The organism is Corynebacterium marinum DSM 44953 (assembly GCF_000835165.1).
Lineage (GTDB): Bacteria > Actinomycetota > Actinomycetes > Mycobacteriales > Mycobacteriaceae > Corynebacterium > Corynebacterium marinum.
Map to the genome: position 1 here is coordinate 1,352,178 of NZ_CP007790.1, position 25,312 is coordinate 1,377,489.

Annotated in this window: 22 protein-coding genes; 7 read left to right on the plus strand and 15 right to left on the minus strand. The window is 69.1% G+C overall.

The window, feature by feature from the left end:
• Positions 1-190: 190 nt before the first annotated feature.
• The 5 genes from tkt to pgl are packed head-to-tail and all read left to right on the plus strand — an operon-like array spanning position 191 to position 6,729.
• Positions 191-2,290 (plus strand): transketolase, encoded by a 2,100-nt coding sequence (tkt, locus tag B840_RS06500; RefSeq protein WP_042621476.1) that lies wholly within the window; start codon positions 191-193, stop codon positions 2,288-2,290.
• Between the two features lie 35 nt (positions 2,291-2,325).
• Positions 2,326-3,405, plus strand: a complete 1,080-nt coding sequence (tal, locus tag B840_RS06505; RefSeq protein WP_042621477.1) for a transaldolase — start codon at positions 2,326-2,328, stop codon at positions 3,403-3,405.
• A 41-nt stretch (positions 3,406-3,446) separates the two neighbouring features.
• The gene (gene zwf / locus B840_RS06510) at positions 3,447-4,991 is read left to right on the plus strand and encodes a glucose-6-phosphate dehydrogenase (protein ID WP_084602831.1); all 1,545 of its coding nucleotides are present in this window, start codon (positions 3,447-3,449) and stop codon (positions 4,989-4,991) included.
• Positions 4,992-5,050: 59 nt separating this feature from the next.
• Positions 5,051-5,977, plus strand: a complete 927-nt coding sequence (locus B840_RS06515) for a glucose-6-phosphate dehydrogenase assembly protein OpcA (protein WP_042621478.1) — start codon at positions 5,051-5,053, stop codon at positions 5,975-5,977.
• A gap of 17 nt (positions 5,978-5,994) precedes the next feature.
• A complete protein-coding gene (gene pgl, locus B840_RS06520) occupies positions 5,995-6,729 on the plus strand; it encodes a 6-phosphogluconolactonase (RefSeq protein WP_042621479.1) in 735 nt (244 codons plus the stop codon).
• Between the two features lie 80 nt (positions 6,730-6,809).
• Here the strand turns inward: pgl and secG are convergent, their stop codons facing one another.
• From secG to rpe, 15 genes are all read right to left on the minus strand, one after another.
• Entirely contained in the window at positions 6,810-7,046 is a 237-nt protein-coding gene (gene secG / locus B840_RS06525) for a preprotein translocase subunit SecG (protein ID WP_042621480.1), read from the minus strand.
• Positions 7,047-7,107: 61 nt separating this feature from the next.
• On the minus strand, positions 7,108-9,879 hold the full coding sequence (ppc, locus tag B840_RS06530) for a phosphoenolpyruvate carboxylase (protein WP_042621481.1): 2,772 nt from the start codon (positions 9,877-9,879) through the stop codon (positions 7,108-7,110).
• 35 nt (positions 9,880-9,914) lie between these two features.
• Positions 9,915-10,697 (minus strand): triose-phosphate isomerase, encoded by a 783-nt coding sequence (gene tpiA / locus B840_RS06535; protein WP_042621482.1) that lies wholly within the window; start codon positions 10,695-10,697, stop codon positions 9,915-9,917.
• A 34-nt stretch (positions 10,698-10,731) separates the two neighbouring features.
• Complete coding sequence (gene pgk, locus B840_RS06540; protein WP_042621483.1) at positions 10,732-11,949, minus strand: phosphoglycerate kinase; 1,218 nt, start codon at positions 11,947-11,949, stop codon at positions 10,732-10,734.
• Between the two features lie 160 nt (positions 11,950-12,109).
• Complete coding sequence (gap, locus tag B840_RS06545) at positions 12,110-13,114, minus strand: type I glyceraldehyde-3-phosphate dehydrogenase (protein WP_042621484.1); 1,005 nt, start codon at positions 13,112-13,114, stop codon at positions 12,110-12,112.
• Positions 13,115-13,423: 309 nt separating this feature from the next.
• The gene (gene whiA / locus B840_RS06550) at positions 13,424-14,407 is read right to left on the minus strand and encodes a DNA-binding protein WhiA (protein ID WP_084602833.1); all 984 of its coding nucleotides are present in this window, start codon (positions 14,405-14,407) and stop codon (positions 13,424-13,426) included.
• A 44-nt stretch (positions 14,408-14,451) separates the two neighbouring features.
• Positions 14,452-15,423, minus strand: coding sequence for a gluconeogenesis factor YvcK family protein (locus B840_RS06555; protein WP_156971953.1), 972 nt, complete (start codon positions 15,421-15,423; stop codon positions 14,452-14,454).
• A gap of 23 nt (positions 15,424-15,446) precedes the next feature.
• Entirely contained in the window at positions 15,447-16,340 is an 894-nt protein-coding gene (rapZ, locus tag B840_RS06560) for an RNase adapter RapZ (RefSeq protein ID WP_042621486.1), read from the minus strand.
• The gene (uvrC, locus tag B840_RS06565; RefSeq protein WP_042621487.1) at positions 16,337-18,370 is read right to left on the minus strand and encodes an excinuclease ABC subunit UvrC; all 2,034 of its coding nucleotides are present in this window, start codon (positions 18,368-18,370) and stop codon (positions 16,337-16,339) included. The genes rapZ and uvrC overlap by 4 nt, the downstream gene beginning before the upstream one ends.
• Positions 18,371-18,387: 17 nt before the next feature.
• Positions 18,388-18,942 (minus strand): PH domain-containing protein, encoded by a 555-nt coding sequence (locus B840_RS06570; RefSeq protein WP_042621488.1) that lies wholly within the window; start codon positions 18,940-18,942, stop codon positions 18,388-18,390.
• A 4-nt stretch (positions 18,943-18,946) separates the two neighbouring features.
• Complete coding sequence (gene ribH / locus B840_RS06575) at positions 18,947-19,429, minus strand: 6,7-dimethyl-8-ribityllumazine synthase (protein WP_042621489.1); 483 nt, start codon at positions 19,427-19,429, stop codon at positions 18,947-18,949.
• Positions 19,426-20,703: a bifunctional 3,4-dihydroxy-2-butanone-4-phosphate synthase/GTP cyclohydrolase II gene (locus B840_RS06580; protein ID WP_229676629.1), complete on the minus strand. Its 1,278-nt coding sequence runs from the start codon at positions 20,701-20,703 to the stop codon at positions 19,426-19,428. Before B840_RS06580 ends, ribH begins: the two co-directional genes overlap by 4 nt.
• An 11-nt stretch (positions 20,704-20,714) precedes the next feature.
• Positions 20,715-21,335 carry a riboflavin synthase gene (locus B840_RS06585; protein ID WP_042621491.1) on the minus strand — a complete coding sequence of 207 codons (621 nt, stop codon included), beginning with the start codon at positions 21,333-21,335 and terminating at the stop codon, positions 20,715-20,717.
• Between the two features lie 4 nt (positions 21,336-21,339).
• A complete protein-coding gene (gene ribD, locus B840_RS06590) occupies positions 21,340-22,320 on the minus strand; it encodes a bifunctional diaminohydroxyphosphoribosylaminopyrimidine deaminase/5-amino-6-(5-phosphoribosylamino)uracil reductase RibD (protein WP_229676630.1) in 981 nt (326 codons plus the stop codon).
• A gap of 18 nt (positions 22,321-22,338) precedes the next feature.
• On the minus strand, positions 22,339-22,995 hold the full coding sequence (gene rpe / locus B840_RS06595; RefSeq protein ID WP_042621493.1) for a ribulose-phosphate 3-epimerase: 657 nt from the start codon (positions 22,993-22,995) through the stop codon (positions 22,339-22,341).
• 408 nt (positions 22,996-23,403) lie between these two features.
• Between rpe and B840_RS06600 the strand changes: the two genes are divergently transcribed.
• Positions 23,404-24,420 carry a hypothetical protein gene (locus B840_RS06600; protein ID WP_042621494.1) on the plus strand — a complete coding sequence of 339 codons (1,017 nt, stop codon included), beginning with the start codon at positions 23,404-23,406 and terminating at the stop codon, positions 24,418-24,420.
• A 99-nt stretch (positions 24,421-24,519) separates the two neighbouring features.
• The gene (locus tag B840_RS06605) at positions 24,520-25,299 is read left to right on the plus strand and encodes an enoyl-CoA hydratase (RefSeq protein WP_188656937.1); all 780 of its coding nucleotides are present in this window, start codon (positions 24,520-24,522) and stop codon (positions 25,297-25,299) included.
• Positions 25,300-25,312: the final 13 nt, after the last annotated feature.

Sequence of the window (25,312 nt, forward strand, 5' to 3'; positions counted from 1 at the left end):
CGTCGCCATACTACCGCCCACCCCTGCCTGCCGGAGAATCCGCCGCCGGGCGGCTGCAACTTCCTGGGTCGGGACCCGTCGTTCCCGGCGAAGTCACTAAGGTGGAGTGAGATCTGGTCCCCGGTGCGCGCGTACCGGGTCTTAAGCCACCAGAACTCCTTGACGATCAACCGAAGTGAGGATTCCCATCGTGACCCTGTCGCCCGAACTCCAGGCCCTGACGGAGCGCCGCTACCCCACCGACTGGACCGAGACCGACACCCGCGCCGTGGACACCGTCCGCGTTCTGGCCGCGGATGCGGTGCAGAACGTCGGCTCCGGACACCCGGGCACCGCGATGTCGCTGGCGCCGCTGGCGTACACCCTGTACCAGCGGGTCCTGGACCATGACCCCACCGACACCGACTGGGTCGGGCGCGACCGCTTCGTCCTGTCCTGCGGCCACTCCTCGCTCACCCAGTACATCCAGCTCTACCTCGGCGGCTTCGGCCTCGAGATGGAGGACCTCAAGGCGCTGCGCTCCTGGGATTCCCTCACCCCGGGCCACCCGGAGGTCCACCACACCCGCGGCGTCGAGATGACCACCGGCCCGCTGGGCCAGGGTCTGTCCTCCGCCGTCGGCATGGCGATGGCGGCACGCCGCGAACGCGGCCTCTTCGACCCGGAGGCCCCTGCCGGCGAGTCCCCCTTCGACCACCACATCTACGTCATCGCCTCCGACGGCGACCTGCAGGAGGGCGTCACCGCCGAGGCGTCGTCCCTGGCCGGCACCCAGCAGCTGGGCAACCTCATCGTCTTCTGGGACGACAACCGCATCTCCATCGAAGACGACACCCAGATCGCCTTCACCGAGGACGTCGTCGCCCGCTACGCCGCCTACGGCTGGCAGACCATCGAGGTCGAGGGCGGCGAGGACGTCGCCGCCATCGAGGCCGCCGTCGTGGCCGCCAAGGCCGAGACCGCGCGCCCCACCTTCATCCGCGTGCGCACCGTCATCGCCCACCCGGCGCCCAACGCCCAGAACACCGGCGCCTCCCACGGCGCGGCACTGGGCGCCGACGAGGTCGCCGCCACCAAGGAGATCCTCGGCTTCGACCCGGCCCTGCACTTCCACATCGACGATGAGGTGCTCGCCCACACCCGCGCCCTGCGCGAGCGCGGCGCCGAGAAGCACGCGGCGTGGCAGAAGAAGTTCGACGCCTGGGCAGAAGCCAACCCGGAGGCCAAGCAGCTCTTCGACCGGGTCACCGCACGCGAGCTGCCGGAAGGCCTCGCCGAGGCGATGCCGACCTGGGACGCCGACGCGAAGGGCGTCGCGACGCGCAAGGCATCCGAGGCCGCGCTGCAGGCACTCGGCGGACTCATGCCCGAGCTGTGGGGCGGCTCCGCCGACCTCGCCGGCTCCAACAACACCGTGATCAAGGGTTCCCCCTCCTTCGGACCGGAGCACATCTCCACCGACACCTGGTCCGCCGAGCCCTACGGCCGCAACCTGCACTTCGGCATCCGCGAGCACGCCATGGGCTCCATCCTCAACGGCATCGCCCTGCACGGCCCGACCCGCCCCTACGGCGGCACCTTCCTCATCTTCTCCGACTACATGCGCCCGGCGGTCCGCCTCGGCGCACTGATGAAGTCCGACGTCTACTACGTGTGGACCCATGACTCCATCGGCCTCGGCGAGGACGGCCCGACCCACCAGCCGGTGGAGACCCTGGCCGCGCTGCGCGCCATCCCGGGCCTGTCCATCATCCGCCCGGCGGACGCCAATGAGACCGCCCAGGCCTGGGCCGCGGCGCTCGAGTACGAGGAGTCCCCCAAGGGCCTGGCCCTGACCCGCCAGAACGTGCCGGTCCTCGAGGGCACGAAGGAGAAGGCGCCCGAGGGTGTGCGCCGCGGCGCCTACGTCCTCGTCGAGGGCTCCAAGGAGACCCCGGACGTGATCCTCATGGGCACCGGTTCCGAGGTCCAGCTGGCCGTCGAGGCCGCGAAGGCCCTCGAGGCCGAGGGGGTGGCCGCCCGCGTCGTGTCCATGCCGTGCGTGGAGTGGTTCCTGGAGCAGGACGCCGCCTACCGTGAGTCGGTCCTGCCCTCCGCCGTCGCAGCCCGCGTCTCCGTCGAGGCCGGAATCGCCATGCCGTGGCACCAGTTCACCGGTACCGCCGGCCGCAACGTGTCCCTGGAGCACTTCGGCGCCTCCGCCGACTACCAGCGGCTCTTCGAGGAGTTCGGCATCACCGCCGCCGCCGTGGCAGACGCCGCCCGCGACTCCCTCGCCGCCGTCAAGTAACCCAGCCGCTCTCCCCATCAGTAAAGGACTCAAGCATGACCCACATTGACGAGCTCGCCTCGCTGGGAACCTCCACCTGGCTCGACGACCTGTCCCGCGACCGCATCACCTCGGGCAACCTCCAGGAGATCATCGACACCAAGTCGGTCGTCGGCGTGACCACCAACCCGTCGATCTTCGCCGCCGCGATGTCCAAGGGCAACGCCTACGACGAGCAGATCGCCGCCCTCAAGGAAACTGGCGCGGCCGTCGACGAGGCCGTCTACGCCATGACCATCGACGACGTCCGCGACGCCTGCGACATCCTCCTGCCGGTCTACGAGGCCACAGGCGGCCAGGACGGCCGAGTCTCCATCGAGGTCGACCCGCGTATCTCCGCCGACCGCGCCGCCACCATCTCCCAGGCACGCCAGCTGTGGAGCCGGGTCGACCGCCCCAACGTGATGATCAAGATCCCCGCCACCGCCGAGTCCATCCCCGCGATCACCGACGCGCTGGCCGAGGGGATCTCCGTCAACGTCACGCTGATCTTCTCCGTCGCCCGCTACCGCGAGGTCATCGCCGCCTACCGCACCGGCGTCCAGAAGGCCGCCGAAGCGGGCCTGGACGTCTCCCGGATCCACTCCGTCGCCTCCTTCTTCGTCTCGCGTCTCGACGTCGAGATCGACCGCCGCCTCGAGGAGATCGGCACCGAGGAAGCCCTCGCACTGCGCGGCAAGGCCGGTGTGGCCAACGCCCGCCGCGCCTACGCCGTCTTCCGGGAGATCGGCGCCAAGGATCTCCCCGAGGGCGCCAACCTGCAGCGTCCGCTGTGGGCCTCCACCGGCGTGAAGAACCCGAACTACCCCGCCACCCTCTACGTCACCGAGCTGGCAGGCCCGGACACCGTCAACACGATGCCCGAGCCGACCATCGACGCCGTCCTCGAGCAGGGCGGCCTCCACGGCGACGCCCTCACCGGCACCGCCGACGAGGCGCAGCAGGTCTTCGAGCAGCTCGTCGCGGCGGGCATCGACCTCGACGACGTGTTCGAGGTGCTGGAGCGGGAGGGCGTCGAGAAGTTCGTCGCCTCCTGGTCCGACCTGCTGGACTCCATGGCCGCTCAACTGCAGTAACACCCGGCAATTCCCCTCCCGACCGAAAAGGACGACCGCGCATGCCCCTGCCCGTGACCGACGCCGACGCCTGGGTCAACCCCCTCCGCAGCACCGAGGACAAACGGCTGCCCCGCATCGCCGGTCCCTCCGGCATGGTGATCTTCGGCGTCACCGGTGACCTGGCCCGCAAGAAACTGCTGCCGGCCGTGTACGACCTGGCCAACCGCGGTCTCCTGCCCGCCGGATTCACGCTCATCGGTTTCGGCCGGCGGGAGTGGAGCAAGCCCGACTTCGAGGACTACGTGCGCGAAGCGGTCGAGGCGGGGGCGCGCACCAAGTTCCGGGAGCACGTGTGGGAGCGGCTCGCGGAGGGCATGCACTTCGTCGAAGGCAACTTCGACAACGAAGGCTTCGACCAACTCGCCGGGACCCTGGCGGAGATGGACTCGACCCGGGGCACCGCCGGCAACTGGGCCTTCTACCTCTCCGTCCCGCCGGACTACTTCTCCGACGTCTGCCACCAGCTCGAGCGTTCGGGGCTGGCGGAGGCGGACGGGAACTCCTGGCGGCGGGTGATCATCGAGAAGCCCTTCGGCCACGACCAGGCCACCGCCCGCGAACTCAACCGCGTGGTCAACGCCGTCTTCCCGGAGGAGTCGGTGTTCCGCATCGACCACTACCTCGGCAAGGAGACGGTGCAGAACATTCTCGCCCTGCGCTTCGCCAACCAGCTCTTCGATCCCCTGTGGAACGCCCACTACGTCGACCACGTGCAGATCACCATGGCCGAGGACATCGGCCTCGGCGGGCGGGCGGGGTACTACGACGGCATCGGCGCGGCCCGCGACGTCATCCAGAACCACCTCATCCAGCTGCTGGCACTGGTCGCCATGGAGGAGCCCGTCGCCTTCGACCCGACCGAACTCCAGGCCGAGAAGGTCAAGGTCCTGCGCGCAACCAACCCGGTGTACCCGCTCAACCGCACGACGGCGCGCGGCCAGTACGCCGCCGGTTGGCAGGGCTCGCACAAGGTCAAGGGCCTGCGGCAGGAGGAGGGTTTCGACCCCCTGTCGACCACCGAAACCTATGCGGCGTGCACCCTGGAGATCAACTCCCGCCGCTGGGCGGGCGTGCCGTTCTACCTGCGCACCGGCAAGCGCCTCGGGCGGCGCGTCACCGAAATCGCCCTCGTCTTCAAGGAGGCTCCGCACCAGCCCTTCCTCGAGGGGCAGACGTCCTCGCTGGGGCAGAACGCGATCGTCATCCGCGTGCAGCCGGACGAGGGCGTGCTCATGCGCTTCGGTTCCAAGGTCCCCGGTTCCGCGATGGAGGTCCGCGACGTGAACATGGACTTCTCCTACTCCGAGGCTTTCACCGAGGAGTCGCCCGAGGCCTACGAGCGTCTCATTCTCGATGCGCTGCTCGACGAGTCCAGCCTCTTCCCCACCAACGAGGAGGTCGAGCTGTCCTGGGCGATCCTGGACCCGATCCTGGCCTACTGGGCGGAGAACGGTCAGCCCGAGGAGTACGAGTCCGGCACGTGGGGCCCGGCCGGCGCCGACCGGATGCTGCAGCGTTCCGGCCGTTCCTGGCGGCGCCCCTAAGCGCCCCTAGGTACCCGACGCAGTCCCCCGGAACCCAGAAGAACCGAGAAAGGCCCCCCATGATCATCACTCTGCCGGACACCGACTCCCGCAACGTCGCCGCCAGTCTCCTCGAGGCGCGGGAGAACAACTCCCAGACCACCGGGCGGGTGCTCACCCTCATCGTCGTGGCCGCCATGGACGACGACGTGGACCACATCATCTCCGTCACCCGCGACGCCTCCCACGAGCATCCCGCACGTGTGCTGGTCCTGCTCACCGGCAGCGCCGAGGGCAGGCCGCATCTCGACGCCGAGGTGCGCGTCGGCGGCCACGCCGGTTCCTCGGAGATGGTCATCATGCGCATCAACGGCGAGATGGTCGACCATCTCGCCGCGGTGGTCACTCCCCTCCTGCTCCCCGACACCCCCGTCGTCGCCTGGTGGCCCACCACAGCGCCCGACAACCCCTCGGATCATCCGCTGGGCCGGCTCGCGCAACGCCGCATCACCAACGCCGACCACTGTGCCACCGAGGACATCCTCAACCGGCTGCGGTCCTCCTACGCTCCGGGCGACTCGGACATGGTCTGGTCGAAGATCACCGGCTGGCGCGGCATCGTCGCCTCCTCGCTGGACCGGCACCCGCAGGAGAACGTCCAGGCGGCCACCCTGACCGGCCCGGCTCATGAGCCCGCCATCGACATCGCCGCCGGTTGGCTGGCCGACCGCCTGGGGGTGCCCGTCACCCGGGTGGACTGCGAGCCCGGGGACGATCCCCGCCTCTTCCCCATCCGTTCGCTGCGCTTTGACCGCGCCTCCGGCCCGCTCACCGTCTCCGTGGTCGACCACCGCACCGTCCGCGTCGAACTCCCGGGCAGCCCCGACTCCCTGGTGGCGATGAACGCGCGTTCCGACGCCGACTGCATCTCCGAGGAGCTGCGCCACCTCGACCCCGATCTCGCCTACGCCAACGCCCTGCGCGGACTGACCCGCGTGCAGCACTGACACCCGTGAAGGAACCCATGGTCACCCTCCGCCGCACAGACACCCTCTCCACCCTCGTCGACCAGGCGGCGACCTCGCTCGTCGACGTCGTCTCCTCCCTCCAGACGACCGGGCTCGGCCGCCACGGCGACGGCGTCGCCCGGATCGTCCTCACCGGCGGCGGCGCGGGCATCGGCCTGCTCGAACGGGTCCGCGAGCTGGAGGACGCGGACCCCCGGGTCGACTGGTCCCGCGTCCACGTCTACTTCGGCGACGAACGCAACGTGCCGGCCACCCACGCCGACTCCAACGAGGGCCAGGCCCGCCGCGCGTTGCTCGACCACGTGGACATCCCCGAAGACAACATCCACGGCTACGGGCTGGGCCAGGCCGCCCTGCAGGATGCGGCCGACGCCTACCAGGACATCATCAGCCGGACCGCCCCCCGGGGTTTCGACATCCACCTGCTGGGCATGGGGCACGAAGGCCACATCAACTCCCTGTTCCCCGACACCGACGCGGTCCGTGAGGCGGAGCGCCTGGTCGTCGCGGTCACCGACTCCCCCAAGCCCCCCGCCGAGCGCGTCACCCTGACGCTTCCCGCGGTGCACCGCGCCGAGCAGGTCTGGCTGCTGGTGTCCGGGGGGAACAAGGCGGAGGCCGCGCGCCACGTCGTCGCGGGTTCCGACCCGGTCGAGTGGCCGGCCGCCGGCGCCACGGGCATCGAGGACACCGTCCTCTACCTCAGCGACGACGCCGCGGGCCTCCTCTAGGCCGCGGTACGCCCCACGAGCAGAGAAAAAGGACGTCGCCCCCTCCTTGATGGGGGCGACGTCCTTGACACGTCCGGCCGCTAGGCTCCGAAGGCCTGGATGAGGTTCAGCGCCACGATGCAGGCGATCCAGATGATCGCCATGATGATCGTGTACCGGTCCAGGTTCTTCTCGACGATCGTCGAACCCGACAGGTTCGACTGCACGCCACCGCCGAAGAGGCTGGACAGGCCGCCGCCCTTGCCCTTGTGCAGGAGCACGAACACCGTCATCAGGACAGAGGTGAGCACGAGGATGATCTGGAGAGCAAGGGTCATGGTGCTTGAGGGTCCTTCGGAAGGTCGACGGGGTGAAACTCCTGCATAGTCTACATCAGCCCTACCCGGAGTTGCGGAGGGCGGTGGCGAGTCCGTTCATCGTCAACTGGATGCCCCGGGACACCACCTCGCGGTCATCGCCGGCGCGGTGCCGACGCAGCATCTCGAGCTGGATGATGTTGAGCGGCAGCAGGTACGGGAACCTGCGGCGCACGGACCGCGCCAGGGCGGGGTTGTCGGCGAGCAGGTCCTCGCTGCCGGTGACGACGCCGAACATCTGCCGGGTGAGATCGAATTCGGCGGAGATGACGCCCAGGATTCGGTCGGCGATCTCGCGGTCGTCGACCAGCCTGGCGTAGAGTTCCGCGAGTTCCATCCCGGCCTTGGACATGACCTGGGCCATGTTGGACATCACCGAGGCGAAGAACGGCCACGACTCGTAGAGTGCGCGCAGCTCCGCGACCCGGTCGGCCCGGTCGGGGCCCTGCCCGATCCATTCCTCCAGGGCGGTGCCCACGCCGAACCAGCCCGGCAGCAGGACGCGGGACTGGGACCAGGCGAGCACCCACGGGATGGCGCGCAGGTCCTCCACCGCGGTCGTCTGCTTGCGCGAGGTCGGGCGGGACCCGATGTTGAGGGAGCCGATCTCGTCGAGCGGGGTGGACTGGGTGAAGTAGCGGATGAAACCGGGGTCGTCGTGGACCAGCTGGGAGTACTTCCGGCGGCTGATCAGCGAGAGTTCCCGCATGATCTCCATCGCCCGGTCCCGGTCCGTGAGCTCGTCGACCGGCAGGAGGCTGGCCTCCAGCGTCGCGGAGACCAACGCCTCCAGGTTCCGCCGCGCGGTGCGCGGGGAGCCGTACTTGGCGGAGATGATCTCCCCCTGCTCGGTGATGCGCACCGACCCGTCGACCGCGCCCTGCGGTTGCGCGAGAATCGCCTCGTAGGAGGGCCCGCCGCCGCGTCCGACGGTGCCGCCCCTGCCGTGGAAGAGCCGCAGGCGGACACCGTGGTCGCGGCCGGCCTGGACGAGCTGGGTCTCGGCGTCGTAAAGCGCCCAGTTGGCGGCGAAGTACCCGCCGTCCTTGTTGGAGTCGGAGTAGCCCAGCATCACCTCCTGGACGTTGCCGCGGTGCTCCAGATAATGCTGGTAGAGGGGCAGCTGCCAGAGCCTGCGCAGGATTCCGGCGCCGGCCTCGAGGTCGTCGATCGTCTCGAAGAGCGGGATGATGTCGACGCTGCCGGTCGGGCCCGCGCCGTTCGCGCGGATGAGGCCGACCTCCTTGAGCAGGACCATCGGCTCGAGGATGTCGCTGACGGACTGCGCCATGGAGATGATCTGGTGCGGGATCATTTCCGCGCCGAAGTGGGCGACGCTGTCGGCGGCCCGGTTGAGGAGGTCCAGCTCCCGCTGGGTCGCCTCGCTGAATCCGCGGTAACCGCGCGGCACGAGGGGGCGTGGGGTGCGGAGCTCCCCGATGAGCAGCTCGATCTTCTCCTCCTCCCCCAGTGCGCTGTAACCGGGGTGGACGTGCGCGGTGGCGAACACCTCGGTGAGCACGTTCTCGAAGCTCTCGGAGTTCTGGCGCAGATCGATCGAGTGGAGGTGGAACCCGAAGCTGGCGACCGCGGCGCGGATCGCGGCCAGACAGTCGTCGGCGATGATGGCGTCGTTGGAGGAGCGCAGCGACTCGTCCACGATCCGCAGGTCGGCGTCGAACTCGGCGGCGGAGGCGTAGGGCTGGTGCTCCCGGTGCCAGACGCCTTCAACGGCGTCCTCGCCGATCAGCGCCGCGGTGGTGGCCAGGATTCGGCCGCGGATGCCGTGGATGGCCTGCCGGTAGGGTTCGTCGACCCGGGAGGGCACGTCGTTGCGGCCCCGGGCCGCCAATCCGACGAGCTCGACGCTCACCGAGGTCATCCGGTCGGAGAGGCTGAGTTCGTGCTCCAGGGCATGCAGCTCGCCCGAGTAGTGCTTGAGCACCGTCTGCGCGGCCCGTCGGGAGGCGTAGTCGAGGGTGTCGGCGGTGACGAAGGGGTTGCCGTCGTGGTCGCCGCCGATCCAGGAGCCCGGGCGCACGATCGCCGACCCGCCGCCGTCCCGGAAACGCACGTCGAACCTGCTGGTGAGAGTGTCGTGGACGGCCCGGTTGAGCGCCGGGATCTCCCGGAGGAGGGAGAGGTGGTAGTAGCGCAGCCCGACCTCGATCTCGTCCTCGATGCGGGGGCGGGCCTGGCGGATGAGGGCCGTCTGCCAGAGGATGGTCATGCGCCGCCGGATGCTGCGCTCGATGTCGTCGAGGCGCTCCTGCGTGCGCGCCGTCGTTTCCGCATCCTGCAGCTGGTGCCGCGTGAGCATGAGCCCGGTGATCTTCTTCTGCGCGTCGAAGACCGTGCGCCGGCGGGTCTCCGTGGGGTGGGCGGTGAACACCGGTGCGACGAGCGCGTCCGACACCACCTTCTCGACGTCCGCGGGGCTCACCCCTGCGGCCTCGAACTTCTCCCAGGTTGCCTCGAGGGTGGATGCGGGGACGCCGCCCTCGTCGAGAATGCGCTCGCGGTTGAAGTCGTCGTGGATGTCCTCGGCGAGGTTCGCCATGAGGGCGAAGTGGCTGAACGCCCGGATCACGGGGGTGGCCCGGGCCGGGTCGATGTTGCGGAACAGCTCGACGAGCACTTCCAGGGAGGCGTTTTCCCTGGCCACCTCGAAGGCCTGCTGGCGGGCGTGTTCGACGAGGTCGAACACGTCCTCGCCCTCCTGCTCCGCGATCACCCGGCCCAGAATTCGGCCCAGGTAGCGGATGTCTTCCTGCAGATGATCGCGGTCGGCCATGAGGTGGTGCCCTTCGTTGTCGGAGCGGTGGGTTCTTAGGCGACGGTGGAGGCTGCGTTGGCCGCCAGCTTGGCGAACTCCTCGCCGTCCAGCGAGGCGCCGCCCACCAGGCCGCCGTCGACGTCGGGCTGCCCGACGATCTCGGCGATGGAGTCGGTCTTGACGGAACCGCCGTAGAGGATGCGCATGCCTTCGGCGACCTCGTCGCCGGCGAGCTCGCGGACCAGACCGCGGATCGCGGCGCACACCTCCTGAGCGTCAGCCGCGGAGGCGACCTTTCCGGTGCCGATGGCCCACACCGGCTCGTAGGCGATGACGGTCTTCGCCAGGTCCTCGGCCGACAGGCCGGCCAGGGAGGCGCGGGTCTGCTCGACCACGTGCTCGACGTGGGTGCCGGCCTCGCGGATCTCCAGCGGCTCGCCGACGCACACGATCGGGCTGATGCCGTGCTTGAGCGCGATGGCGGCTTTGGCGGCGACCAGCTCGTCCGACTCGTTGTGGTACTCGCGGCGCTCGGAGTGGCCGACGACGACCCAGGTGCAGCCGAGCTTGGCCAGCATCTGGGCGGAGACCTCGCCGGTGTAGGCGCCGGACTCGTGCGCGGAGACATCCTGCGCGCCGTAGGTGATCTGCAGGCGGTCGCCTTCGACGAGGGTCTGCACCGAACGGATGTCGGTGAACGGGACGGTGACGGCGACGTCGACCTTCTCGTAGTAGTCCTTCGGCAGGGCGAAGTCGAGCTTCTGGACGGTGCCGATGGCCTGGTGGTGGTCCAGGTTCATCTTCCAGTTGCCGGCGATGAGGGGGGTACGTGCCATGAGGGCACTCCTTTCAGGGAGGGGAACTGGTGGGCTAACGGTCGAGGACGGACACGCCCGGCAGTTCCTTGCCCTCGAGGAACTCGAGGGAGGCGCCGCCGCCGGTGGAGATGTGGGAGAAGCCGTCCTCCTTGAGGCCGAGGACGCGGACGGAGGCGGCGGAGTCGCCGCCGCCGACGACGGAGAAGGAGCCGTTGTCGGCGGTTGCGTCGATGATGGCCTGGGCGACGCCCTTGGTGCCCTGGGAGAAGGGAGCCATCTCGAACACGCCCATCGGGCCGTTCCAGAATACGGTCTTCGAGGTGGCGATGACCTCGGCGAACTTCTCCACCGAGTCCGGGCCGATGTCCGGGGAGAGCCAGCCCTCCGGGATGCCGTCGAGGGCGACGACCTTGTGCTCGGAGTCGGCGGAGAACTCGGCGGCCGCGACCAGGTCGACGGGCAGGACGATCTTGTCGCCGAAGCGCTCAAGGAGATCGCGGCAGGTGTCGATCATCTCCTCCTGCAGCAGGGACTTCTGGGTGTTGTAGCCCTGGGCGGCGAGGAAGGTGTAGCACATGCCGCCGCCGATGATGATCTTGTCGGCCTTGCCTGCCAGCGCCTCGATGACGCCCAGCTTGTCGGAGACCTTGGAGCCGCCGAGGATGACCACGTAGGGGGATTCCGGGTTGACGGCGGTCTTCTCCAGGACGGAGATCTCCTTCTCCACCAGCTTGCCGGCGTAGGCCGGGAGACGCTTCGCCACGTCGTACACGGAGGCCTGCGCGCGGTGGACGACACCGAAGCCGTCGGAGACGAAGGCGCCGTTGTCGGCGGCGAGCTCGACGAGCTGGTCGGCGAACTCGCCGCGCTCGGCCTCGTCCTTGGAGGTCTCGCGGGCGTCGAAACGCACGTTCTCGAGGAGGAGAACGTCGCCCTCGGTGAGTCCGTTGGCTCGCTCGTGCGCGTCCTCGCCGACGACGTCGCCGGCCAGTGCCACGTACTGGCCGAGTGCCTCGGAGAGGGCCTCGGCGACCGGGGCGAGGGAGTACCTGGCGTTGACCTCACCCTTGGGGCGGCCGAGGTGAGCCATGACGATGACCTTGGCGCCGCCCTCGACCAGAGCCTGCAGCGTCGGCAGGGAGGCGGTGATGCGGCCCGGGTCGGTGATCTCGCCGGCGTCGTTGAGCGGGACGTTGAAGTCCGAACGGACGAGGACGTGGCGGCCGTCGACGCCTTCGTCGAGAAGGTCCTGCAGGGTCTTTACGGTCATGGCTGACTCCTTGACTTTAAGGGTGGTGTGGAAGAGAGGCGGCTGAATTGTAGTGCTCGGCCGGACAGCCGAACGGCCCGACGTGTGCCGAGGCACACCCCGGGCCGCAGGGTCACGCTCCCCCGGCCTCAACCGTGGGCCGGGGGTGCTGTGTGGGATGTCAGAGCTTGGCGGCGACGAGCTCGGTCAGGCGCAGCAGCTGGCAGGTGTAGCCCCACTCGTTGTCGTACCAGGAGACGACCTTGACCTGGTTGCCGATGACCTTGGTCAGGCCGGCGTCGAAGATCGAACCGTGGGGATCGGTGATGATGTCGGTGGAGACGATCGGATCCTCGGTGTAGGCCAGGGTCTCGCCGAACTCGCCCTGCGCGGCTTCCTTGATGAAGGCGTTGACCTCCTCCACGGAGGTCTCGCGGGAAGCGGTGAAGGTGAGGTCGGTGGCGGAACCGGTGATGACCGGGACGCGCAGGGCGTAGCCGTCGAGCTTGCCCTTGAGCTGAGGGAGAACCAGGGAGACGGCTGCGGCGGCACCGGTGGAGGTGGGCACGATGTTGACGGCTGCGGCGCGGGCGCGGCGCAGGTCCTTGTGCGGGGCGTCGTGGAGGCGCTGGTCGCCGGTGTAGGCGTGGATGGTGGTCATCAGGCCGCGCTCGATACCGAGCTTCTCGTCCAGGACCTTGGCCATCGGGGCCAGGCAGTTGGTGGTGCAGGAGGCGGCGGAGATGACGTTGTGGTTCTCCGCGTCGTAGTCCTGGTGGTTGACGCCGTAGACGAAGGTGGCGTCCTCGTTCTTCGCCGGGGCGGAGATGATGACCTTCTTGGCGCCGGCCTCGATGTGGGCCTTGGCTGCCTGGCCGTCGGTGAAGAAGCCGGTGGATTCGATGACGATGTCCACGTCGTGGGCGGCCCAGTCGAGGTTCTTCGGGTCGCGCTCGGCGGACACTGCGATGCGCTTGCCGTCGTAGGTGATGGACTCGTCGTCGAACTCGACCGTTCCCTGCAGCTTGCCCAGGATGGAGTCGTACTTCAGCAGCGTGGACAGGGTCTTGTTGTCCGTGAGGTCGTTGACGGCGACGACCTCGATGTTCTCGCTGCGCTCCAGGACGGCACGGTAGAAGTTACGGCCGATACGGCCGAAGCCGTTGATGCCTACGCGGATGGTCACAATGTTCTCCTCGGGTTGAGTGAAATTCTCCGGATGTGACCGCGCTGTCCGTCGCGTTGACTTTGTGTCACGGCCCATCAGGTCACAGTTTAGCGTCGAGTCCCCACTCGTGCAGCGCCCGAACAGGCATTTTCCGGCTTTACCTGAGGTCGGCCGACATGAATCCCACATCGGGGCGCGCCCGGCTTCCCGAAACTCGTTGTCAACGGGGGTCCGCCGCAGTTGCGTCGTCGGCGAACGCCGCCCCCAGAAGAATAAAATTCCGACCGCATCCGCCGTTCCACCCCCGAATGGAACCGGCGGAATGTTTCAGGCGCCCTCGAGCAGATCGTCGGTGACGGCTTCGTTCGTGTCGGGAATGTCCATTTCCTCGGCCCGCTTGTCCGCCATCGACAGCAGCCGCCGGATGCGGCCGGCGACGGCGTCCTTCGTCATCTGCGGGTCCGCCAGACGGCCGAGTTCCTCCAGCGAAGCCTGGCGGTGGGCGACGCGCAGCTGGCCGGCCTCGGCGAGATGCTCGGGGACGTCGTCGCCGAGGATCTGCATGGCACGCTCCACCCGCGCGGCCGCCGCGACCGCCGCCCGCGCGGAGCGCCGCAGGTTGGCGTCGTCGAAGTTGGCCAGCCGGTTGGCCGTGGAACGACCCTCCCGCCGCAGGCGTTTGTCCTCCCATTCCAACCGAATCTGCTGGGCTCCCATCCGGGTGAGCAGGGCACCGATGGCGTCCCCGTCGCGGACCACGACCCGGTCGGTGCCCCGGGTCTCCTTCGTCTTCGCGGACACACCCAGGCGGCGGGCCGCCCCCACCAGCGCCAGCGCCGCCTCCTGACAGGGGCACGCCACCTCGAGAGCGGAGGAACGGCCCGGCTCGGTCAACGAACCCTGCGCCAGGAAGGCGCCGCGCCACGCCGCCTCGTTGTCGGCGACGGTGCCTGCGATCACCTGTGGAGGCAACCCGACCACCGGATGCCCCGACCGGGTCACCAGGCCCAGCCGGCGGGCGAGGTCGTGTGTGCCCTCGGTGACACGGAGGAGGTGCCGGGAGCTTTTCGACACCCCGCCCGGGCTGATCGTGTGCTCGTGCACCTCCACCCCGTACATCTCGCGGAGGGAGGCCGCCAGCCGGCGGGCGACGGCCGCGGAATCGAGCTCCGCCTCTAGCACGAGCCGGCCGGCGACCATCTGCAGCTGCCCGGAGAACCGGAGCAGCGCCGCGGTCTCCGCCGCCCGCGCGGACTGCCGGGAAACCACCACCCGTGCGAGCTCGTCCTTGACTCTTGCCGTCAACGCCACTACTGCGACTGCCTTTCCTTCGCGTGTCCTGGATCCGGGCCAGTCTAGTCGGACGCCTTCCCCTCCCGGGCGCTGCGGTGGAGGGACATGAGCGCCGCCGACAGTTTGGAGGGGTCGTGTTTGTTCAGCGAACGCCCGTCGCTGTCCTGCCGGCGCAGGTCCTCGAACACGACGTCCGCGCCCAGGCCGCCGGCGGCGCGCTGCAGGTAGGAGCGTTCCGCGGACGTCGGGATGGTGTGCGAGTCCACGAGGATGTGGTCGACGCGCAACGAGGGGGCGTGCTGGCTGAGCATGTGGATGTGCCGCTCCGAGGAGAAGCCCTGCGTCTCCCCCAGCTCCGCGGAGAGGTTGAGCACCACGACCTTGAGCGCCTCAGTGCTGTTGAGGGCCTCGACGATACCGGGGATGAGCAGGTGCGGGATGACCGAGGAGAACCAGGAACCGGGGCCGAGAGTGACCAGGTCGGCGTCCCGGATGGCCGCGACCGCCAGGCCGCAGGCCTCGGGACGGTCCGGTATGAGCTTCACCCGCCGGACGGTGCCGGGTGTGGTGGCGACGGCCACCTGGCCGCGGACCGGCCGGATGAGCCGTGGGTCGTCGTCGAGCCCCGCCACCTCCGCCTCGATCTCCAGCGGCTGGTTGCACATCGGCACGACCCGGCCGTGGGACCTGGTCAGCTCCGCGATCTTGTCCAGCGCCGACTGCTCGTCCCCGAGCACCTCCTTGAACGCGGCGATGAGGAGGTTGCCCACCGCATGGCCGGCCAACGCCCCGCTGCCACCGAAGCGGTGCTGCAGGGTCCTGGCCCAGAAGCGGCCCTCATCGTCGTCGCCGGCCAGGGCCGCGAGTGCCATCCGCAGGTCCCCGGGCGGGATGATGTCCATCTCGCGGCGCAACCGGCCGGAGGACCCCCCGTCGTCGGCGACGGTGACCACGGCGGTGATGGAGTCCGGCGCGCTGAGCCGGGCGGCGACGAGCGTCTGGTAGAGGCCGTGCCCGCCTCCCAGTGAGGTGATGTGCAAGATGTCCTCCAGGGGAGTCAGTTACGGGTGATGTCGCGGTGCATGACGTTGACGTCGATGTCGCCGCGTTGTCTCAGACGCCGGCCGAGTTCCTCGGACACCGCGACGGAACGGTGGTGCCCGCCGGTGCAGCCGACGGCCACGGTGATGAAGTTCTTGCCCTCGTGGCGGTAACCGCTGAGCATGGAGTCAAACATATCGACAAACTTGTCGAGGAAATCACCCGCCCCCTCCCTGCTGAGCACGTAGTCGCTCACCGGCTCGTCGGTGCCGCGGAATCCGCGCAGCTCAGGGATCCAATACGGGTTGGGCAGGAAGCGGACGTCCACCATGAGGTCGGCGTCCTGCGGGGCGCCGTGCTTGAAGCCGAAGGACTCGAACGTGACGTGCTGGCGGTTGTGCGCCATCGTGCCGAAGGACGCCTCGATGGCGCGGCGCAGGTCGTGCACCGACAGGCTGGAGGTGTCGATGATGATGTCGGAGAGTTCCTTGATCCCGTTGGTGATCTGGCGCTCGCGCTCCAGGCCCAGCTGGAGGGTGTCCTCGCCCTGCAGCGGGTGGGTGCGCCGCACGCTGTCGAAGCGGCGGATGAGCACGTCGTCGCGGGCGTCCATGAACAGCACGGTGGGGCTCAACCCCTTCTCCGCGAGCTCCCCCAGCGTCGCCCGGAGGTCGCCGCCGAAGAGGCGGGTGCGGACGTCGAGGACGAAGGAGACCTTCTCCACCGGCGGATCCTGCCGGAGGCACAGCTCCAGGAAATCGACGATGAGCTGCGGGGGAAGGTTCTGGACCACGAAGAACCCCTTGTCCTCCAGCACCTTCGCCGCCGAACTGAGCCCTCCGCCGGACATGCCGGTGATGAGGACGGGGGGCGTCGAGAAGCGGGACGGCACAACAGGGGTTGAGGTCATGTCGCCATACTATCGTGGGCGCCAGGATGGAGGTGGCCGAAGACCGCGGCGGCCAACCGGGGGCCGAAACCCTTCACCTCGGCGATCTCCGCCTCGCTGGCCTCCTTGAGCTTTTTCACCGATCCGAAGTGCTTGACCAGCTCCGTCCGGCGGGTCGCCCCCAGGCCGGGCACGCCGTCCAGTTCAGAGACCCGCATCCGCTTCGAGCGCTGCTGGCGATGGTAGGTGATGGCGAACCGGTGTGCCTCATCACGGATCTGCTGCAGGAGGAACAGCCCCTGGGAGGCGCGGGGCAGGATCACCGGGTCGGACTCGCCGGGCACCCAGATCTCCTCGAGGCGCTTAGCCAGCCCGATGAGGGTGACGTCGACGATGCCGAGCTCGTCGAATACTTTCTGCGCCGCGTTGACCTGCGGCAGGCCGCCGTCGACGATGAACAGGTTCGGCGGGTAGGCGAAGCGCCGCTGATCGGTGCTCATCTCCTCGACCTGCTCGTCAGCGAAGGTCTGCGCCTCCGATTCCTCGTCGGGCACCGCGAGCCTGTCCTGGTGGTGGCGCAGGAAACGCCGCCGGGTGATCTCCGCGATGGAGGCGACGTCGTCCGAGTGGCCGCCGCCGGCCGCCTCGCGGATCCGGTAGCGGCGGTAGTCGGACTTGCGCGGCAGCCCGTCCTCGAAGACCACGAGGGAGGCGACCACGTCGGTGCCCTGGATATGGGAGATGTCGGTGCACTCGATGCGCAGCGGCGCCTCCTCCAGGCCGAGCGCCTCCTGGATGTCCTGCAGCGCCGCGGAACGGGCCGTCAGATCGCCGACGCGCTTGATCTTGTGCTGCCGCAGCGACTCCTTCGCGTTGCGTTCCACGGTCTCCATGAGCGCCCGCTTGTCGCCCCGCTGCGGGACGCGCAGATCCACCGCGGCGCCCTTGAGCCCGGCGAGCAGCTCGGCTACCTCCCCCGCCTCCGCCGGCAGATGCTGGACGAGGATCTCGCGCGGCACCGCCGCCCCGGGTTTCGGCGGGTTGTGCGAGAAATTGTCGACGCCGCGCCGCGTCACCCGCTGCTTCTCGTCCGCCTCCTCCGCCTGTGCCCGCTCGACCGCGTCCGAGTAGAACTGGATGAGGAAGTTCCGGATGAGTTCCTCGACCGGCTCCTCCGTGCGCTCCACCACCCAGCCCCGCTGGCCGCGGATCCGGCCGCCGCGCACGTGGAAGATCTGGACGGCGGCTTCCAGCTCGTCGGAATCCACGGCGATGAAGTCCGCGTCGGTGCCGTCCCCGAGCACCACCGCCTGCTGCTCCATCACCTTGTTGATGGCCCCCAGGTCGTCGCGCAGCCGGGCCGCCCGCTCGAACTCGAGTTCCTCGGCGGCCTGCTCCATCTGCCGGGTCAGCTGCCGCACGACCTGGTCGGTGTGCCCGGACATGAAGGAGACGAATCCGTCGACGATCTCCCGGTGCTCCTCGACGCTCACCCGCCCGACGCAGGGCGCCGCGCACTTGTCGATGTATCCCAGCAGGCAGGGCCGGCCCAGGTTCTCGTGGCGGTTGTAGACGCCTTTCGAGCAGGTCCGCATCGGGAACACCCTGGTCAGCAGGTCGAGGGTTTCCCGCACCGCCCACGCGTGGGAGTAGGGGCCGAAGTAGCGGACCCCGCGGCGGCGCGGGCCCCGGTAGAAGAAGGCCCGGGGGACGGCCTCCCCCGTGGAGACCGCCAGCAGCGGGTAGGTCTTGTCGTCGCGGTACTTGACGTTGAAGCGCGGGTCATAGCGTTTGATCCAGGTGTACTCCAGCTGGAGCGCCTCGACCTCGCTGGCGACGACCGTCCACTCGACCGAGGATGCGCTGAACACCATCTGCCGCGTCCGCGGGTGGAGGGTGGTCACGTCCTGGAAGTAGTTGGCCAGCCGCGCCCGGAGGCTGTTGGCTTTGCCCACGTAGATGACGCGCCGGTTGTCGTCCCGGAATCGGTAGACGCCCGGCTCCGCGGGAATGCTCCCCGGGGCCGGGCGGTAGGTACTCGGATCAGCCATAAGACAAACCAGTCTAGCTAGTCCTGCGGCATGTACTTGGCCTCGAGCTCGCGGAACTGCGAGACCGCCCTGACCACGGCCGCGCCGTCAGAGGCCTGCATCGCCCACATGGGCACGTACTCGAACTCGGGCAGCTCCAGGCGGGCCATGCGCGCGCCCTGCGGGAAGTGCAGCCCATACACCACGGCCCAGGGGTAGAAACGGGTGCCGACGATGTTGCGGATCTCCACGCCGTCCTCGTTCGCGCGCACCCGGGGACGGGTGAAGGACAGGTAACCGAGGACGGAGATGACCACGCCGACGAACGGGAAGGCCAGCTTGTCGATGAAGGTGACGGTGGCCCCGGTGAACTCCAGGTCCAGGAAGTAGCCCATGAAGATGTGCACCGCCATCACCACCGCGACGACGATCCACGCCAGCCGCTTCAGCGACGGGGAACGCACCTCGAACTCCCACGGCTTCGTGGTCGTCTGCGCATGCGGGTCGAGCGCGGCGTAGAAGGCGCGCTCCTCGTCCGTCAACGGTCGGCGGCTGGTCTCGTCGGCTTCCACATTCTTCTCACTCACGCTCAACAGTCTATCCCCGGAGCCCGCGGAGGCGGCGCAGGGTCAGCGCGGCGTCGAGCGCCGCCGCCATCGCCTCTGCGCCCTTGTCCTCGACGGAGTCGGGGAAACCCGCCCGGTCGACCGCCTGCTGCTGGTCGTTGGTGGTGAGCACGCCGTTGCCCACCGGCGTGGACTCGTCCAGCGCGATGCGGGTGAGCCCCTCCGTGACGGAGTCGCAGACGTAGTCGAAGTGCGGGGTCCCGCCCCGGATGACGCAGCCCAGCGCCACGACGGCGTCATGGGTGCGGGCGAGTTCCTGGACGACCACCGGCAGCTCGAGGGCGCCCATCACGTGGGCCTCGGTGAGCTTCTCGACGCCCGCCTCCCGCGCCGTCGCCACGGCCCGGCCGCGCATCTGCTCGCAGATCTCGGTGTTCCAGCGGGCGGTGACGACCGCCACGCTCAGTCCGGCGGCGTCGATCCCCTCGACAGAGGGAAGACCTTCCTTGCTCAACTGATTTCTCCTTCGTGTTCTTCGTCCCAGTGTGCGACGGCGGGGAGGTCGTGACCCATCCGGTCGCGCTTCGTGCGCAGGTAGCGGATGTTGTCCTCGTTCGGCACGACCGGCACGGAGGTGCGGCCGGTGATCTCGACGCCGTAGCCCTCCATCGCCTCACGCTTGGTGGGGTTGTTGGTCATCAGGGAAGCGGAGGCCACGCCGAGGTCGCGGAGGATCTGGCCGGCGGCCGAATACTCGCGGGCGTCGGCTGGCAGACCCTGCTCCAGGTTGGCGTCGACGGTGTCCAGGCCGAGGTCCTGCAGGCGGTAGGCCTCGAGCTTCGACATCAGCCCGATGCCGCGGCCCTCGTGCCCGCGCAGGTACACGATCACCCCCCGGCCGGCCTCCTGCACCATCCGCATGGCGGCCTGCAGCTGGGGGCCGCAGTCGCAGCGGCGGGAGGCGAAGACGTCGCCCGTCAGGCACTCGGAATGGACGCGCACCAGCACGTCCTCCCCTCCGTCGACGTCGCCGGCGACCAGCGCCACGAACTCGGTGCCGTCGATCTGGTGGCGGTAACCCACCACCCGGAACTCGCCGAACTCGGTCGGGAGATTCGTTTCCACGAGACGGTCGACCTGGGTTTCGGTGCGGCGCCGGTAGTCGATGAGCTGCTCGATGGAGATGAGCGCCAGTCCGTGCTCGTCGGCGAAGCCGCGCAGCTCCGGGCCGCGGGCCATGTCGGTCGGGTCGATCTCGGAGACGATCTCGCACAGCACGCCGGCGGGCCGCAGGCCGGCCAGCACCGCCAGGTCGACGGAGGCCTCCGTGTGGCCGTCACGGGCGAGCACGCCGCCCTTGACCGCGCGCAGCGGGACGACGTGCCCCGGGCGGGTGAAGTCGCGGCGTGTGGTGGCAGGGCTGGCGAGGCGCTGGATGGTCTCCGCGCGCGAGGCGGCGGAGATGCCGGTGGTGCCGGTGGCCGCGTCGACGGTGACGGTGTAGGCGGTGTGGCGTGCGTCCTCGTTGCGCGCCACCATGGGCGGCAGACCGAGGCGGTCGCAGTCCTCGTTGGTCAGCGCGGCGCAGATGTAGCCGGAGCTGTACCTGACCATGAAGGCCACCAGCTCCGGAGTCGCCAGCTCCGCCGCGAAGATGAGGTCCCCCTCGTTCTCCCGGTCCTCGTCGTCCACGACGACGACCGCCTTTCCGGCAGCGATGTCGGCGATCGCGCGCTCGACGGAGTCCAGGCGCAGGCGGCCGTTCGGGTCCACAGATTCGTCACTCACGAACGTTAACCTTAGCCCTCGGCGCCGTCGGCGCGGCCTTCGGCCCTGGCACCGAGCATCTTCTCCACGTACTTGGCCAGGACGTCGACCTCGAGGTTGACCACATCCCCCTCTGCGAGCCGGCCGTGGGTGGTTTCCGCGAGGGTGGTCGGGATGAGGCTGACCTCGAACCAGTCCTCCCCCACCGCCGAGACAGTCAAGGAGGTGCCGTTGACCGCGATGGATCCCTTCTCCACGACGTAGCGGGCCAGTTCCTGCCCGAGCGAAAAACGCAGCACGTCCCAGTGCTCCGAGGAGGTGCGGCTCAGCAGCCGGGAGGTGCCGTCCACGTGGCCCTGCATGATGTGGCCGCCGAGCCGGGCGCCCGCGGCGAGGGCGCGCTCCAGGTTGACCGGCGATCCCACCACCAGCTGCCCCAGCCCCGTGCGGTCCAGAGACTCCTGCATGACGTCCGCTGTGAAACGGCGCTCGTCGAAGTCGGTGACGGTCAGGCACACGCCGTTGACGGCGATGGAGTCGCCGAACGCGGCGTCGGAAAGCACCTTGGGCGCCTCGATGGTCAGGCGGAGGGCGTCGCCCTGCGGCTCGAGGGCGGCGACGGTGCCGACCTCCTCGACGAGTCCGGTGAACATACGGTCAGTCCTTTCGGGTCAGTTCCAGCAGCACGTCATCGCCCAGGCGGGTGACGTGACGCAGGGTGAATTCGGCGGCTTCGGCGATCGTCAGCCCCACCGCCTCGGTGAGCACGGAACGGCCCTGCCCGAGAAGCTTGGGGGCGATGTACGCCTGGATCGCGTCCACCGTGCCCGACTCCATGAAACCGGAGGCCAGGTGGGCGCCACCCTCGACGAGGACGTCCCGGGCACCTGAATCCCACAACCGCCAGAGTGCATCGGGGATTCCCCGGTACTGCTCGAACCCCAGGTGGTGCAGGTTGCGGGCGTGGCCCGTCAGCGACCTGCCGCCGATGACCACCCGGCGCGGCTGGTTGGGCAGTTCGAGGGCGCCGTCACGCGCCGTGAGCGAGGGGTCGTCCGCGATCGCGGTACCGGTGCCGATGATCACCGCGTCCCGCTTCGTGCGGTCCGCGTGGACGTGGCGGCGAGCTTCGTCGCCGGTGATCCACTTGCTCGAGCCGTCCAGCGCCGCGGTGAATCCGTCGAGGGTCTGGGCGAACTTCAGGGTGACATGCGGCCGGTTCCTGCGCACCGCAGTCAGCCACGGCCGGAGTGTGTCGACGTCCCGGTCGAGCCGTTCGACCCCCACCCCCTGCTGACGGAGGTGGTCCGCCCCGCCCTGCGCCTTCGGGTCGGGGTCGGGGTGGCAGTAGTAGACGAACTCGATGCCGGCCGCGAGCAGGGCCTGCGAGCAGGGCCCCGTCAGGCCGGTGTGGTTGCAGGGTTCCAGCGTGACGACGGCCGTGCCGCCCTCCGCCTTCTCCCCTGCCTCGCGCAGCGCGACGATTTCGGCGTGGGCTCCGCCCGCCGGCTCCGTGGCGCCGGTGCCCACCAGGTTGCCCTGCCGGTCCAGGATCGCCGCACCCACCGGCGGATTGGGGCTCGTCGTCCCGCGGACGGACTCGCCCGCCGCGACGGCCGCCGCGAGGGCGGTTTCCATGCTGTGGTCCATCTGTCCCTAACGGGTGGCCAGCCGGCGCAGCTCGTCGACGGCCGCCGCCGGGTCGTCCTTGCCGTACACCGCCGAGCCCGCGACATAAGCGTCGCAGCCGGCATCCGCGGCCTGCCCGATGGTCTTCTCGGAGATGCCGCCGTCGATCTCGATCAGGGTGGTCAACCGGTTGTTGTCGATCGTCTCGCGCAGGGTGCGGACCTTCTCCAGCTGATCCGGCATGAAGGACTGCCCGCCGAAGCCCGGTTCCACGCTCATCACCAGGACGAGGTCGAAGAAGCGCAGGTCCGCGAGGTAGGGCTCGATCGGGGTGCCCGGCTTGAGGGAGAACCCGGCGCGCACGCCCTTCTCCCGCAGGTGGCGGGCCAACGCGACATGGTCGTCGGCGGCTTCGACGTGGAAAATGACGCAGTCCGCGCCCGCGTCGATGTACTGGTCGACCCACTCCTCCGGGTTCTCGATCATCAGGTGCACATCGAGCACCTGGTCGGTGATCCCGTCCACGGTCTTCGTGATCGCGGGGCCGAAGGAGAGGTTGGGGACGAAGTGTCCGTCCATGATGTCCACATGGATCCAGTCCGCGTTCGCTACGGCGCGGACCTCCTCGCCGAGTCTGGAGAAGTCAGCGGCGAGGATGCTGGGTGCGATGATCGGGGTAGCCATGAGGTTCAGTGTACGCGGGGGACGCCGGGCGTTTGCCGGTGCTCTCCCCGCTCAACCGGACCCCCGCGTGCACCGCGTGCACCGCGATCACCGCCCCGGCCAGCGCCGCAGCCGACGTGCCGTGGCCGGCCAGCCCCAGGCCGCCAGATCGACGAGAAACAACAGTGCGAGCTAGATCATGTGCGTTCCCTTCCTGCCCGATTCTAGGCGGAATTATCCACAGCTTTGCTCCGGGCGCGGAATTATCCACAGAATCCCGAACGCGGCCGCGCAGGGGGCCCGGCGCCGTGCTGTGCTGGAGGCACACACCACAACCAGGGGGAAACCACCGTGCACATCAGTCCTTTCAGCCATGAATTATTCGCGACCATCACGCTCCAGGGGGCCCACACACCGTTCGTCCGGCACATGCCGGTCGACCCGTTCATGACCGGTGAGGAACTGGTCAACCGCATCTGCATCACCGTGGGCAGGTATCCGACCCCGGACGCCGTCCTCCACCACGACGGCAACTACGCCGGGCACGCTCAATCCCACTTCAGGCACCAGGACCTGGACGAGTCGCGGATGCGCAACCCCCTGCTCCCCAGCTTCCGCCGCATGGAGCTCATCCTCAGCAGGCTCAAGGGGTGGGTGTTCGACGTGGAGATCGTCGAGGCCGACACCCACTTCGCCGACCCCTACGGCACCGGCCCGGTCGACCCCGAACCTCTGCTGCCGAACCCCGCGATGAGCCTCGCGGAGTACAACGCCGTAATGCGGGCGCGCTCCGGAGATCCCCTGCCGCCCGACGTCGAGCGGGCGGTCATCGTGGATGAACTGCTCGATCTCATGCACCCCGAGGTGCCCGATCCCCGGCGGACGTTGGAGCTCTACACCGTGCTCGCCGAGCGCGGCCGGCCCTTCGCGCTCCCCGACGTCGCGCCGATCATGCGTGCGCAACCCGACCTGCCTGTCCTGCTGGCCCTGATCAGCATGGCCGATGGTGACAACCCTCCACGGTTGGGCAAGCACGGCTACCTGCCCGTGAAGCAGGTGCGCAAACTCGTCGAGAAGTTCCCCGAGCTGCACCCGGGCCACTACCGGGGCATATGTTCCACGTCGGTCAGCTCCGCCAGCGAGGTCACCATCCTCAGCGACATCATCGAGCTGGGTCGCACGGTAGGTGTGTTCACCGCGCGGCGGGGCGAGGAATTCCAGATCACCGACTTCGGGGAGCAGGTGCAGCAATACTGCCCGGCAGCGCGCACAGCGCTCACCGCCGCCATCGTCGACGCGCGGATGAGCTCCTGGCCGGAACCGATCGGCGGATCCTGGGAGCTGGTCGGCACACCCTACGCGGAGACCTTCGAGGAGCACCTGAGGAAACGTGCGATGCGGCAGGAACAGCAGCTCCGGGAAGATGAGATCGAGCTCATCTCCTGACTCCCCGTTCCGGGCGTGGGGCGGGAGCAGGTAGGGCAGGATGAGAAGGTGCCGAAGCAGTGACCCCAGGAAACTGACCCCAGGAAGAGGACCTCCCCCGTGACCGACCACGCCGCGCAGACCGGACAAGCCGAACAACCGCTGGTGCTCACCGCCGACCATGCCGACGGGCGGATCCGGGTAATCCGGCTCAATAACCACCCCAAGCGAAACAAGCTCGACATCCCCATGTGCGACGCAATCGAGGAAGCGATGCTGGCTGCGGTGGAGGACGGTGCCCGGGTGGTCCTGCTCCACGGCGACGGCACGGTGTTCTCCGCGGGTGCGGACCTGTCCGGCGACGTCTACTCCGGGGGTTTCTACCCGCGCCTACTGGAGATGCTCGGCACCATCCAGACGCTGCCGGTCCCCGTGGTCGCCTGGGTCAACGGCCCGGCGATCGGCGCGGGCACCCAGCTGTCGATGGCGTGTGACCTGCGCGTGGTCGACGGCACCGCGCTGTTCCGGGTGCCCATCGTGGATGTGGCCATCGCCCTCGACGAGGTGACCATCCGCACCCTGGAGCACCTCGTGGGCGGGGCGATCGCGCGGACGATGCTCTTCACCGGGGCCGCCCTGTCCGCCGAAGACGCCGTGCGCTCGGGTTACGCCCTCCGGGCCGGCGGCTTCGAGGACGCGCTGGCAGTCGCCGAGCTGCTGGCCACCAAGGCGCCGCTCACCCTCCGCCACCTCAAGTACGAGTTCTCCCACACCTCGCACCGGCCCTACACGAGGGCCGAGCGGGAGGAGGCCGCCGCGGCGGCGTGGCTCTCCGGGGACGTGGAGGAATCCCGGGCCGCACGGGCGGAGAAGCGCGCCCCTCAGTTCCGGGGGCGTTAGGGGCCGTCAACCG